General features: G+C 41.5%; 12 protein-coding genes. 10 read left to right on the top strand and 2 right to left on the bottom strand.

Going from position 1 to position 13,752, the window contains the following annotated elements; translation table 11 throughout:
• Window positions 1–220: 220 nt before the first annotated feature.
• The 10 genes from HMPREF9078_RS00895 (at window position 221) to HMPREF9078_RS00940 (ending at window position 10,926) form a co-directional block, all read left to right on the top strand.
• Window positions 221–718, top strand: coding sequence for a Fur family transcriptional regulator (locus tag HMPREF9078_RS00895; protein ID WP_002673241.1), 498 nt, complete (start codon window positions 221–223; stop codon window positions 716–718).
• An 11-nt stretch (window positions 719–729) separates the two neighbouring features.
• Window positions 730–2,001 (top strand): adenylosuccinate synthase, encoded by a 1,272-nt coding sequence (locus HMPREF9078_RS00900; RefSeq protein ID WP_009418828.1) that lies wholly within the window; start codon window positions 730–732, stop codon window positions 1,999–2,001.
• Between the two features lie 32 nt (window positions 2,002–2,033).
• Window positions 2,034–2,258, top strand: a complete 225-nt coding sequence (locus tag HMPREF9078_RS00905) for a hypothetical protein (protein WP_009418829.1) — start codon at window positions 2,034–2,036, stop codon at window positions 2,256–2,258.
• A gap of 14 nt (window positions 2,259–2,272) precedes the next feature.
• Window positions 2,273–3,199: a Dyp-type peroxidase gene (locus tag HMPREF9078_RS00910; RefSeq protein ID WP_009418830.1), complete on the top strand. Its 927-nt coding sequence runs from the start codon at window positions 2,273–2,275 to the stop codon at window positions 3,197–3,199.
• Window positions 3,200–3,245: 46 nt separating this feature from the next.
• Window positions 3,246–3,461: a hypothetical protein gene (locus HMPREF9078_RS00915; protein ID WP_009418831.1), complete on the top strand. Its 216-nt coding sequence runs from the start codon at window positions 3,246–3,248 to the stop codon at window positions 3,459–3,461.
• Window positions 3,449–3,760 carry a type II toxin-antitoxin system RelE/ParE family toxin gene (locus HMPREF9078_RS00920; RefSeq protein ID WP_009418832.1) on the top strand — a complete coding sequence of 104 codons (312 nt, stop codon included), beginning with the start codon at window positions 3,449–3,451 and terminating at the stop codon, window positions 3,758–3,760. The genes HMPREF9078_RS00915 and HMPREF9078_RS00920 overlap by 13 nt, the downstream gene beginning before the upstream one ends.
• The gene (locus HMPREF9078_RS00925; protein ID WP_009418833.1) at window positions 3,757–5,835 is read left to right on the top strand and encodes a TonB-dependent receptor domain-containing protein; all 2,079 of its coding nucleotides are present in this window, start codon (window positions 3,757–3,759) and stop codon (window positions 5,833–5,835) included. The genes HMPREF9078_RS00920 and HMPREF9078_RS00925 overlap by 4 nt, the downstream gene beginning before the upstream one ends.
• A 15-nt stretch (window positions 5,836–5,850) precedes the next feature.
• Window positions 5,851–9,033 (top strand): exodeoxyribonuclease V subunit beta, encoded by a 3,183-nt coding sequence (locus HMPREF9078_RS00930; protein WP_009418834.1) that lies wholly within the window; start codon window positions 5,851–5,853, stop codon window positions 9,031–9,033.
• A gap of 181 nt (window positions 9,034–9,214) precedes the next feature.
• Window positions 9,215–10,261, top strand: coding sequence for a hypothetical protein (locus tag HMPREF9078_RS00935; RefSeq protein WP_009418836.1), 1,047 nt, complete (start codon window positions 9,215–9,217; stop codon window positions 10,259–10,261).
• The gene (locus HMPREF9078_RS00940; RefSeq protein WP_009418837.1) at window positions 10,258–10,926 is read left to right on the top strand and encodes a hypothetical protein; all 669 of its coding nucleotides are present in this window, start codon (window positions 10,258–10,260) and stop codon (window positions 10,924–10,926) included. Before HMPREF9078_RS00935 ends, HMPREF9078_RS00940 begins: the two co-directional genes overlap by 4 nt.
• A 6-nt stretch (window positions 10,927–10,932) precedes the next feature.
• Here HMPREF9078_RS00940 and HMPREF9078_RS00945 read toward each other — a convergent pair whose 3' ends face one another.
• Window positions 10,933–12,018, bottom strand: coding sequence for an AAA family ATPase (locus HMPREF9078_RS00945; protein WP_009418838.1), 1,086 nt, complete (start codon window positions 12,016–12,018; stop codon window positions 10,933–10,935).
• 114 nt (window positions 12,019–12,132) lie between these two features.
• Window positions 12,133–13,557 (bottom strand): Gfo/Idh/MocA family protein, encoded by a 1,425-nt coding sequence (locus tag HMPREF9078_RS00950; protein ID WP_009418839.1) that lies wholly within the window; start codon window positions 13,555–13,557, stop codon window positions 12,133–12,135.
• Window positions 13,558–13,752: the final 195 nt, after the last annotated feature.

Genomic DNA, 13,752 nt, shown 5'->3' on the forward strand with positions numbered 1-13,752 from the left:
CCCGAACCCCCGAAGGGGGACAAGCTGGAAAAGGCGACAAACCTCTCCCTTTACACATACCTAGCTGTCGCTGGCTACCTTTAAAGGGGGAGTTGATGCAATGCTAAAAGGGCGAATGTAGCGAGGCTGAGGTGTGTTTGCTTTGAAAAATAATAGTAGTGTTTTGTTTTCTGAAAAATAAATAGTACTTTTGCCCTTTATTGAAAAACATATTTAATATATGAAAAATATAGCTGAGAAAGATAAAAAAAACACCTCCGAAGAGAACTTGGAGATTGTAAAAAAGGTGCTTACCAAATATTTGGAAGACAACGGACACCGTAAGACCCCTGAACGCTATGCGATTGTGAAGGAGATTTACGAATACAACGACCATTTTGACATAGAGACCCTCTATGAAAATATGAAAAAGAAAAAGTATCGGGTGAGTAGAGCGACCCTCTACAACACGATTGAGCTCTTGCTGGAATGTGGTTTGGTGCGCAAACATCAGTTTGGACAAAACCAAGCGTATTACGAGAAATCGTATTTTGACCGTCAGCACGACCACGTAATCCTTACCGATACGGGTGAGATTGTGGAGTTTTGCGACCCTCGTATTCAAGCAATACAGAAAACCATAGAAGAGGTTTTTAACATTAATATTAGCAATCACTCTCTTTATTTTTACGGTACACGGAAAGCAGATGCCCCAAAAGAAGAGAGAGCAACTAAATAAAAGAAACAAAAATGGCAGTAGATTTATTATTAGGTCTTCAGTGGGGAGACGAAGGAAAAGGGAAAATAGTAGATGTCCTTACGCAAAACTATGACATTATCGCACGCTTTCAAGGAGGCCCTAACGCAGGACATACTCTTGAATTTAACGGTATTAAACACGTGTTACACACTATTCCGTCGGGAATCTTCCACAAAGGTGCTGTAAATATTATAGGCAATGGGGTGGTGATAGACCCTATCATTTTCAAAAAAGAAATAGAGGCGCTCGCTCCTTACGAGGTAAACCTGAAACAGAATTTGCTTATCTCGCGCAAAGCACACCTTATCTTGCCTACCCACCGCCTCTTAGATGCTGCTTCGGAAGCTTCCAAAGGTAAAGCTAAAATAGGTTCTACTCTTAAAGGTATAGGCCCTACCTATATGGATAAGACAGGTCGTAACGGCTTGCGCGTGGGCGATATAGAGCTCAGTGACTTTAACGAGCGTTACCGTAACCTCACCGATAAACACGAAGAAATGCTCGCTAACTACAAGGTAGATATTCAGTATAACCTACAAGAGTTGGAAGCCGAGTTTTTTGAAGCGATAAAAGTGCTGAAAGAGTTTCAGCTTATCGACAGTGAAGAATACCTATACCAAGCCCTCAGAAAGGGTAAAAAAATACTTGCCGAAGGAGCACAAGGTTCTATGTTGGACATTGATTTTGGTACCTATCCGTTTGTAACCTCATCGAACACAACGGCTGCTGGAGCTTGTACGGGCTTAGGTGTAGCGCCTCGCAGTATTGGTGAGGTAATAGGTATCTTTAAGGCTTATACTACCCGTGTGGGCAGTGGGCCTTTCCCTACCGAACTGTTCGACGAAGTAGGCGAAACAATGACCCAAGTAGGTCGCGAATTTGGAGCCACTACCGGTAGGCGTCGCCGTTGTGGTTGGCTTGATTTGGTAGCTCTTAAATATGCTGTACAAGTAAACGGAGTTACCGAACTGACAATGATGAAAGCCGATGTACTCAGCGGTTTTGAGACTTTAAAAGTATGTACGTCATATCTTTATAAAGGAAAAGAAATCAAGCACTTGCCTTACAATATAGAGGAACAGAACGTAACGCCTATATATACGGAACTCAAAGGCTGGCAACAAGACCTTACCAAACTCACCAATTACCAGCAACTTCCCAAAGAACTTTTAGATTATATCAGTTTCTTAGAGAAAGAACTCGAAGTGCCCATCAAAGTAGTATCGGTGGGGCCTGATAGAACTCAAACGATTATTCGGTAGAACATCAGTGAATTTAGGAAGTTATAAAATGAATGAACTATGAACATCATAGTACACAACCTTTACATACCGAAGAGCAATTATTAGTAAAAGAATGGAGCAAGGAAAAACAGATTTCTTTTAACAGAAGAAAAACTTATTTCACAAAAGGGCAATTAGCTTCCACAGAAAGAGGTATTGAGCAAGCTAATAACGGATTGTTGAGACCTTATACTGAAGTTAAGAAAAGAGCGCGTGAAATATCCCTAAAAAATTAAAAATACTTAATATAATGAATTATCAGAATGTAACAGACTTGCCTAATAACAATACCATATTTTTGGTATGGGTATTTAAAAAAGATATAGACAAGACATTACTTAATAATACTTTTGCAAAAGTATGTGGTTTGGTAGGAAACCTCAACAACTCGGTAGCCGACCGCTTTCCTGAAGGTCGCGCTAGTGTAACCATAGGCATTAGCCATAGGGCGTGGCTTACTTTAGGGTTACCCAAACCGCTCCCCAAAGAACTCAAAGATTTTGAGCCCATCAGAGGTAGTAAACACACGGCTGTATCCACCGAAGGCGACTTACACTTTCATATCCGCGCGCACAACCCCAGCTTGGCTTACGATATGGCAGCTGCCATTAGCGAGGTAATGCAACCCATCGCCAATGGTATTGTAAACGTACAAGGTTTTAGATATTGGGACGGACGCGCTATCATTGGTTTTGTAGACGGTACCGAAAATCCGCGTGGCGCAGAACGCGAACAGTTTGCCGTAGTGGGTGATGAAGACCCCGATTATCAAGGAGGAAGTTATCTATTCGTACAAAAATACGTGCACGATATGAACGCTTGGCGTGCGCTCCCCGTTAGCGAACAAGAAAAAGTAATAGGGCGTAGCAAAGAAATGGACATAGAAATGGACGAGGATACGAAGCCATCGAACGCGCACTCGGCACTTGCCAATGTAGGTGATGATTTAAAAGTAGTGAGAGACAATATGCCTTTCCACGACCCCGTAAGTCACCAAATGGGCACTTACTTCATCTGCTATGCCAATACGTTTAGCACGGTAGAAAAGATGCTTACCAATATGTTTATAGGCAATCCCGCTGGCAATTACGACCGTCTATTAGATTTCAGCACTGCCGAAACAGGAACACTTTTCTTTGTACCATCTTTGGATATGTTAGACGAGTTTGCAGGATAAAAGGAGCTATACAACTAATTATCCTTAACAATATACCTAAAAAACTATGAATATATTAGTACAACCTTTAAACACAGAAGAGCAACTTTTAGTGGAAGAATGGCTCAAGGAACAACAAATCTATTTTGAAAGGAGTGAAACACATTTCACTGAAGCACAATTAACTTCCATAGAAAGAGGTATTGAACAAGCTAATAATGGATTGTTAAAACCTTATACTGAAGTTAGAAAAAAAGCACGTGAAATAGTATGTGGGAATTAGAATGGACACTAGAAGCAGAAATGCAGTATTATGATATTTTGTCTTATTGGACAAACCATAATAAATCAAACTCTTATTCTATAAAAATTATGAATGAAGTGGAGAAAAGTGAGGATTTGCTTATATATAATCCCTTTATTGGACAAGAGCATTATTTGAGCACTCCATATTTCAAGATAAGGAGTCTATTAGTTCTTAAAAACTTCTCTATTATTTACCGCATAACCGACAGAATTGAAATACTTTCTTTTTGGGATAATAGAAATGACCCTACAAAATTAGAAAGATTAACACTATGAAACTCCTTTTAACCAGCTTACTATTAGTTTATTTTATGACCACTACAGCGCAAGAAGTAATGCCTGAAACACCTTTGGATACGATTGTGCTCAATGAGATAATTGTAAAAGCACAGCGCAAAACACAGTATACCGATAAGGCGAGTTTTACCTTTGAAAAGAAAGCTGTGGAACAAGCACGCTATGCCAAAGACCTCTTACGCAGTTTGCCTAACCTGCACCTCAATCCTGTAACCAACCAGATTGCTACCCTTAAAAGGGGTACGCTCTTGGTATTAGTGAACGGTGTAGAGGCAACCGACTTGCAAATACGCGGTATCGCTCCTCAAAACGTAGCACGCATAGACTATTACGATATTCCGCCTGCGCGCTGGAGCAATAGGGCTGACACAGTGGTGGACATCATCACTCGTTCGGCTGAAGAGGGGTATTCGGTAGGGGTGGATGGGCTTTCGGCACTTACTACGGGTTTTGTAGATGCTTCGGCTTATGGTAACTACACCAAAGGCAAACATACGTTGGGAGTGGAATACAAATTGGAGTTTCGCAATTACAACGATAGATACTATGAAAAACACTCCGATTACGAACTATCGGGTGTGCGTTATGCAAACGACCAAGAGTCAAAATCAGGGTTTAGCTATAATGTGCACAACGCTTCGGTGCGTTATAGCGCAGTAGTACCACAAAACTACAATTTTCAAGTTAAAGCAGGAATGGAGCTTTTGAATCGCTCTGCACATAGCAATGGCATAAACCTATTTACACAAGAAACAACAGTTAGCCATCACACTTTATCAGGTAAAAATCACGACCACTGGTTGCGCCCCAAAGTAGACCTATACTTCTCTAAAAAATTAGGCAAACGTGATGAATTGAGCGTGAACGTCGTAGGGAGTTATTACAACACTACCAAAGAAAACCTCTCAAAGGAATGGGAGACCGCAACCCAGCAGAATGTGTACGACGATGATATGGATTTGAAAGTAAAACAACGCGGTTGGGTAGGTGAAGTAGCACATACTCATCAGTTTACTATAGGCAAACTCAATTCGGGCTACCGCATTAGTAGTACTTTTATCGACAACGACTTACGTAACTTGGCAGGTACTTCGGCTTACGATGTTACCTATACCAATCAGTATTTGTACACCGAGTTTGTAGGCAAAAAGGCTAATTTTATGTACAGAGCCAGTGCTGGGCTTACCCACACCCACAACCGTAGTGCCGAAAACACTTTTACCGAATGGGTGTTTACGCCGAAGGTAGTGTTGGGTTATGAACTCGCTAATAACCAGAGTTTGCGCCTCACAAGTTACTATGTACCCCGCAGCCCGCGTAGTGCAGAACTCAGTAGCAATATAGCACAACAAGCGCCGAACATCTTGGAGACAGGAAATCCTTACCTAAAATCACAACATATATTTTGGACTGGACTCTCTTATACTTTCAACAATGAGTACACCGATTTTAACCTTCAACCCTTCTACAAAAACACCCAACGAGTAATTACTGATATTTATATCAAAGACCCCGTACGCAATGGAATACTCAGCACTTATGAAAACAGTAAATATCACGAGGAGTTTGGTTTTTCATTAGATGGTACTTTTAAACCATTAAGGAATGATTTATTTGTATTTTCAGCTAATATAGCCCCTACACGTGAGACTTTGGTTACTGATGCTGGACTACGCGCTCGCAATGATTATATCGACAACAACCTATCACTTACTTTTAGCTATAAAGATTTGAGGGTAGATTACAGTTTCAACTTTCCTATTTATTACATAGACGGCAACACTATGAGCACTTATGAAAATAACAATGATATTTTTATAGAATATCAGTTAGGTAGTTGGACACTTAAAGGTGGTGTGTTTTGGTTAGGAATGCCTTCGGAATACAAGATGAAGAGCAGTTACGAAGGTTTGGTAAACCAGCATAGCTATACCTACATAGAAAACAACCGCAATATGTTTGTATTAGGGGTTAGCTACGATTTCTCCAAAGGAAAGAACAATTCGGTAGACAAGAAGCTCAACAACGATACCGCTCCTGCAGCGCAATTTTAAGGTAAGAGGTAAAAAATGAATACACCTTCAGCAAATTATACTATATACAACGCTTCGGCAGGGTCTGGAAAGACCTACAGTCTGGTGAAAGCTTATCTGAGAATTATTCTCGGCAGTAAGCAACCCGATTTGTTTAGGCAGTTACTCGCTATTACCTTTACCAATAAGGCGGTTTTTGAAATGAAGAACCGCATCATAGAGTTATTAGGGGTATTCAGTGAGGACAGAATGCTCACCCAACCTCACGCTATGTTTAGTGAATTAGCAAAGGAATTGAATCTCCCCGACGAAGAATTGAGAACGCGTTCGGCTAAGGCTTTAGAGCATATACTGCACAACTACGCGGCTTTTAATATCAGTACTATCGATGGGTTCAATCACCAACTGATACGCCACTTTTCACAGGATTTGCATCTCAATCCTTTCTTTGAAGTACAGTTGGACAGCAAGGCTTTACTAGAGCGAGCAGTTGATAATTTGATGAATCAGGCAGGAAACGACCCCGAGCTTACCCAATTGCTCATCGATTTTGCCAATGAAAAGATAGATGACGACAAGAGTTGGGATACTACTAAAGAATTATTAGGCGTAGCCGAAATGCTTACCAATGAGAACCATTACGAGCAATTACAATCACTGAAAGACAAGGAGATACCCGATTTTCTAACCCTTAAAAATACCTTACTCAAACAACGCAACAATGCCCTGAAAAGCATTAAAACTTCTGCCCAAGACTTTATGCAACTGATGTGTGAGCACGGTTTGGATAAAGACGCTTTTAATGGAGGACATTTATACAAATTCTTCGATAACCTCACTGCCGACAACTCTAAGGAGCCTTCGTGGGGCAGTGGTTGGCAAAACAATCTATTAGAAGGCGAACCTCTTTATTCTGGTTCAGCAGGTAAGAAATACGATACTGCCCTGATAGACAGTTTGCAAGAGATGATTGCCAACTTGTTTTTGGCAATCAAAAAGGCTTTTGGTGCTCTTGCCTTTGCGAACAACGCGCTGAGATATGTTGTGCCTTTGGCTTTACTCAACCGCATACAAAAAGAAATAGAGACCATTAAAGAAGAAGAAAACATCTTGCCTATATGGGAGTTCAACGGAGTGATTTCCTCAGAGCTTAGCAACCAGCCTGCACCTTTTATCTACGAACGTATAGGTGAGAAATTCCGCCACTATTTTATCGATGAGTTTCAAGACACCTCAGTACTGCAATGGCAGAACTTTATACCGCTTATCCTCAATGCAGTGCAAAGTGAAGTGAACAATAAGTGCGGGTCGGTATTACTTGTAGGCGATGCCAAACAATCGATTTATCGTTGGCGAGGAGGAAAAGCGGAACAGTTTATGAGTCTGTATAACAATGAAGTAAACCCTTTCCGCATCAAAGGAGAAGTAAAAGACCTCAATGAAAACTTTCGCAGTTTAGAAGCCATTATCGATTTTAACAACCATTTTTTTAAGTTTGCTGGAGAGCTTTTCCAAAGTGAGACCTACAAAGAACTTTACAAAAACTCTACACAGGAATATCCCAAAAACAAAAAAGACCAATCCCTACCTGAAGGCTATTTCAATCTTTCGTTTATAGAAGTCGGAGAAGAAGAAGTGCCTACAGAAGAAGACAATAGCAATGTTGTAGCACTTTCACCGCGCGAACGGAGTTATTGTGAAGCTATTTTAGAGAAAATAGAACACGCTAACCGATCAGGGGCAGCCGATAAGGATATTACTATATTGGTGCGCACCAACCGCGAAGGAGCTGCTGTAGCCTCTTTCCTTTCAGAACAGCAGAGAAATGTGATTTCACCTGATTCACTATTGCTGAAAAACGTCGCATCGGTACAGTTTCTCGTCACCCTATTACGCCTGCTTTATCACCCTGAAAGTGAAGAACTCAAACTGCAATTGCTCTTTGATTATCTTCGTTTTAAAGAAACTAAAGACCCTCACCTCTTCCTCAGCAAATATGTAGAGAAACCCGTAAATACTTTCCTTGCCGATTTTCACTTCTCTATAGAGCTGTTCAACCAATATTCTTTATACGAAGGAGTAGCTTTGGCGGTAAATTGCTTTGACCTCGCTCGCCCTTCTGATGCTTATCTCACTCACTTTATGGATATTGTATTCGATTTTAAGAACGCGCGCAAAGGAGGCTTAGCCGATTTTCTGGAGTTTTGGGACGACCAGCAAGAAAAACTGAGTATCAGTTCACCCGAAGGGTTGAATGCTATTACTGTAATGACGGTTCACAAGAGCAAAGGACTTTCTGCCCCCGTGATTATCTACGCTTTCGCCGATAGCAAACTCATCGATACTCACACTGAAAAACTTTGGTTTCTCGTAGACCGCGAACAGTTTAACGGCTTTGACTATCTGCTGGTAAACAGCAATAAAAGTTTAGTGAACTACGACCCTCAAGCCGAAGAGCTGATGACACAATTACACGAACAAAACCTCCTCGACCAGCTAAATGTGCTATATGTAGCAATGACGCGTCCCGAATCATTTCTCTATGTAATCACCTCACTCTCCAAAAGCAGTGCCGAGACTTATGGCACACTCTTTAAAGAGTTTTTAGAAGAAAACGGACAGTGGAATAGCGATGTAGTGGAATATACCTTTGGAAGTGCTGTATTTCCTAAGAAAAAAGAGAAAGAAACTACAGAAGAATCACCTATTCCTTTCCAAAAAGGTTGGCAGCATCCGAACTACAAGATTGCGACAGGGGCTTCCCTGCTATGGGACACTCACCAACAAGAAGCCTTGGAGCGCGGCAACCTCATTCACGAGTTATTCTCGAAAATCACTTATGCCACCGACCTTGATACTGTGCTCAACGATACACTACAAGAGGGCACACTCACTGCCGAACAATACGAGCTATTGCAACCACAAATGGTACGTTTGCTCAACAACAATATTTTAGCACCCTTCTTTAGCAAGGACTACGAATATTTTACCGAACGTGAATTTATAGACGCTAACGGCAACTATTTCCGCCCCGATAGACTCGCCTACAACCTAAGCAGTCGCGAAGTCTATATCATAGATTACAAAACCGGACAACCCAACGACCAATACCGCACCCAACTACAGCATTACCAACAAAACCTAACAGCCATAGGCTGGCAAGTAAAAGGAAAATATTTAGTGTATTTGGACTTAGGAGAAGTGATAAAGATTCTCTAATCTTCTCTAAAATACGTCTTAGAATTGTTCAAAAAAGTTTTAGTAATGATTGTCTTTTTAGTTTCACAGTGCAAAGGTAAGGCGCTACTCTGATAAATTGTGTCAGTGTCGAGAAAAAATATATTCTTTCTTTGTTATTCCAAGCAAAAACATTATCTTTGCCTTTGTTTATCACTGAGATATGAAACATATTGCTATTATTTTTATATTGCTTTGCCTTGGGGCGTGTAAGCACTCTAATCCTTATAAGGACACTACTATTGAATTGATGGAGGTAAAGTCTTTTCCGTTGGAGAAGATAAGCGTGCGAGCAATGGTGCTCTTAGAGAAAAACGTGGCTTTTGCAGGCTCCGATGCTACCTTTGGTTTTATCAACACGCAAAACCAAACCATTGCGACTTCTAACTTGAAGAATCACGGGGTGATTTCGGATTTCCGCGCGGTGGCAGCAACGACTCAGAACTTTTTTATGCTCTCTATCGGCAACCCTGCATTGCTCTACAAAGCAGAACAAAGTGGTATGGAAGAAGTGTATCGCGAGGAACACCCCGATATATTCTACGATGTATTGCGCTTTATGGACGACCAATTTGGCATCGCTATTGGCGACCCTATCGACAATCGCCTATCGGTAGTAACAACGCACAATGGCGGACAACAATGGACGAAACTCTCGTGGTCACAATCACCCAAACTCGAAGAGGGTGAAAGTGTATTCGCCGCTAGCAACTCGGCTTTGGCGCACTATGGCAACAAACTATGGGTGGTAACAGGCGGCAGTAAGAGCAGGGTGTTGTTCTCGGACAACAAGGGCTATAAATGGCAAGACCTCGCTACCCTACCTCTCGCCCAAGGTTCGCCTACTCAAGGAGCTTTCACCATAGCTTTCTACAACGACCAGCAGGGCATCGTTCTCGGCGGTGATTATGAACAACCTACAGAGCGCAAAGGCTCTGGCGCACTCACTTTTGATGGGGGTAAAACTTGGCAGCCTATCGTGACCGACAAGGCTATTGGCTATGCAAGTTGTGTGCAATACATTCCTAATAGTGAAGGAAATGCTTTGGTGGCAACTTCGCCTAATGGTCTTTTCTTCTCTAACGACCAAGGTAGAAGTTGGCAACAACTTTCAGATAAAGTCTATCACGCGCTACTCTTTGTAGATGAGCAAACTATGGTTGCTTCGGGCAATGAGAAAATCACCCTTTTTAGAGTTGTAAAGAAATGATGATAAGTGAGGTAACGGCTTTGCGCAAAGCAGGTGACTTGGACGAGGCGTTGCGCATCGCTCTTGAGGAATTTAAGGAAAACGATAGCAGTATCAACAAATATTCGTTGGGCTGGGTGTATTACGATTTTTGCAAGAGGGCAGTAGTCGAAAACGACTTAGACACTTTTCTGCAATATGTGCAAGCACTCAAAGACCTACGTTTTAGCATTGAAGAAGTGCTCATCACCGACCAACTACTTTGGCAATACGTGAAGTTCTTCGCACAGTTGCGCAAAACAGGAAAAATGGAACTTATTGATGTGCTGTACGAGAATTTGAAAGGTATGTATTTCACGATGCCTTCAAAAGCGTTTTCTGCCCTAGCTGAGCAGTTGCACAAAGCGTATAAAGATCGTGAGGAATATTTGGAAGTAATTACTGACGTGATGCCGTTTCTGCGCGCTGAGGATTTTGCACCTAAGTCATACCAAGGTATACTTATAATGCCTTTGGCAGAGCAAATCTATATCGCTTATAGCAAACATATATTAGAAAGTGGCGATAAAGAGATTATCGCCACCTTTATACCTATCTTGCATCAGTGGATTCAAGCGCACCCTGAATACAATTCACTTATTTATTACTATGTGGAAATGTGCAATTTTGTCAATTTGCCAATGTGATAATTATCAATTGTTCATTGCTGAACATTGGTTATAAAGTTCACGCCACAATGCTCCGCGTTTCTTCATTACATTTTCGAGGTATTCCTTCCACACCATTTTATCTTTGTCTTCGTCTTTTACTACAGCTCCTTGCAATCCTGATGCTAAATCTTCATCGGTAACAGTGCCGTTGCCAAAACTGCCTGCTAATGCCATACTATTGGTGATAAGCGAAATAGCTTCTGCAGTAGAAATAACTCCGCTAGGAGATTTGAGTTTCTGTTTTTCGTCTAAAGTAGCTCCTTTGCGCAATTCGCGGAAAATAGTTACAATCTTCTCTATAGCTTCATTGCTTGGCAAGGCAGCTTTCAGTTTGTAGTTGTTAGAAATCTCGGCTACGCGCTTGGTTACGATAGACACTTCAGTTTCTAAAGTAGCAGGAGCAGGTAGCACGATGATGTTGAAACGTCTCTTGAGTGCTGAGGACATCTCGTTTACACCACGATCGCGAGTATTAGCTGTGGCAATAATAGAGAAACCACGCTGAGCAGGTAATTCTTCACTGAGTTCTGGAATGGCAATATTCTTCTCCGATAGAATAGAAATCAGCGCGTCTTGCACTTCGGAGGCGCAACGCGAAATCTCCTCAAAACGAGCGACAGTCCCCGTTTCCATCGCACGGTAAATAGGTGATTTAAGTAAGGCTTCGTGCGATGGCCCGTTAGCCAAGAGCATTGCGTAGTTCCACGAATAGCGAATGTGTTCTTCGCTAGTGCCCGCAGTACCTTGAATCACTTTGCCCGAATCGCCACAAATAGCTGCTGTAAGGTTCTCGGAAAGCCACGATTTGGCGGTTCCTGGCTCACCTATGAGCAACAGAGAGCGGTCGGTAAGGAGTGTAGCTATAGCTATCTCCACCAAGCGGTTATGACCGATGTACTTAGGGGTAATCTCTACCCCGCTGGCAGTACCTCCAGTTACAAATTTCAACACTGCTTTAGGCGACAATTGCCAGCCTATGGGCTTTTCTTGTTTTTTATCCTCTTCTTTTAGAGCCTCTAATTCTTTTGCATATAGTTGTTCCGCAGGAAGACGTAATACGTTTGACATAAGTTCTATAATCCTCCCCCACCCCCTCCCAAGGAAGGGAGAATGCAATATAAATAGTTAGAAAAATATATTATCCTACCCCCTCCCCTTGGAGGAGGGAAAGGGGTGGGGATTCTAATTAGCAAACGCGTGTTTGTAACCTTTTTGTTTATTCCAAGCTCCGCGAGTAAAATCGGGTATTTCTACAGGAGCACTACCGTTTTCTAATGATAGTTTAGAAAGAGGTGCTAAGCAACACCATTCAGCAAGGTCATACACGTCCATATCTAAAGGCAAACCATTGCGCAAACAGTAGATGAGACGATAGTCCATAATGAAATCCATACCACCGTGACCACCCACTTCTTTTGCTTTAGTTTCCAATTCTCTAAGAATACGTGGTTTGTATTTTTCCATCATTGCTTTTTTAGCCTCTTCGGGCATAAAGCTGTGTGCTGAAAGATTTTCGTGGTTAGGTACTTCGTCTTTTGCTATATTTTCTGGCTGAATAAGATAACCTTCAATCGGATATTTATTCGCAAATCCATTCGTTCCAGTAAGTTGATACATACGTGAATATGGGCGTGGTGTTACCACATCGTGTTGTATTTGTATGGTTTTCCCTTTTTCAGTTTTAATCATTGTAACAGTAAGGTCACCGTTTTGGAAGTTAGGATCTTCTTTGCCCATTACGCGTTTGTAGACTTCTTTACCTCTAAAAGCGTGCGTATCAAATGAAACCAAATAGTTCATCTTGTCTCCTCGGTGAATATTAAGCGCTTGGCATACAGGACCTATACCGTGCGTAGGGTATATATCTCCACGATTTTTAACATTGTAGTCTAAACGCCAGTTGTTCCAATACTCAGTCCAAAAGTCGTCTAAGTTATGAATATAAGAGCCTTCGCCGTGAATCACTTCACCCAAGAGTCCTTGTTGTGCCATATTAAGAGTAGTAATTTCAAAGTAGTCATACACGCAGTTCTCAAGCATCATACAGTGTAAGCGTTTCTTCTCACTCATATTAATCAATGCCCAAATCTGTTCCATATCAAGAGCTGCGGGCACTTCTATCGCCACGTGTTTACCGTGTTCCATAGCATAAAGCGCCATTGGTACGTGGTGTTTCCAGTCAGTTACTATGTACACGAGGTCTACATCTTTGCGCTCACATAGCGCTTTCCAAGCATTTTCATCACCTGTGTACTGGGCTACACGCTTATGTCCTGCTTTTTCAATTACTTGTTGCGCTTTTTCTACCATTTCAGGACGTATATCGCAGATAGCTGTAACTTTCGCTCCGGGCACGTGCATATAACGTTCTACCGCACTATGTCCGCGCATTCCAAGACCAATGATTCCCACACGCACGGTATCCATTTTAGGAGTAGTAAGGTTTAGTACATCTGTTTGCCCAGCTGGACGAGGGGGGGTAGTTACTTTAATTTGATAAGAACTTCTACTCTTATTCTCATTAGAAGTAGCTTGATTGCAGTTACAAGCCACAAAGCCAAGACATACAGCAATGCCTATGGCTACTTGATAGATTTTTTTAATCATAGCTGTGAATATTTTTAAAGGTTGATTATTAATGTGACAAAAGTAGCAAAAAAAATTAATAGTAACAAAAGAAAAGTAAAAAAGATTTATTTATCCGCTCCTGTACAATTACTTTTCAGTACCTTTTTTACAAAAAAACGTTCACTCTTAACCATTCACTTTCAACTATTTATATACCCTTTCTATACCAATCGT

Origin of the sequence: Capnocytophaga sp. oral taxon 380 str. F0488, from assembly GCF_000318255.2 — a bacterium.
Classification (GTDB): domain Bacteria; phylum Bacteroidota; class Bacteroidia; order Flavobacteriales; family Flavobacteriaceae; genus Capnocytophaga; species Capnocytophaga ochracea.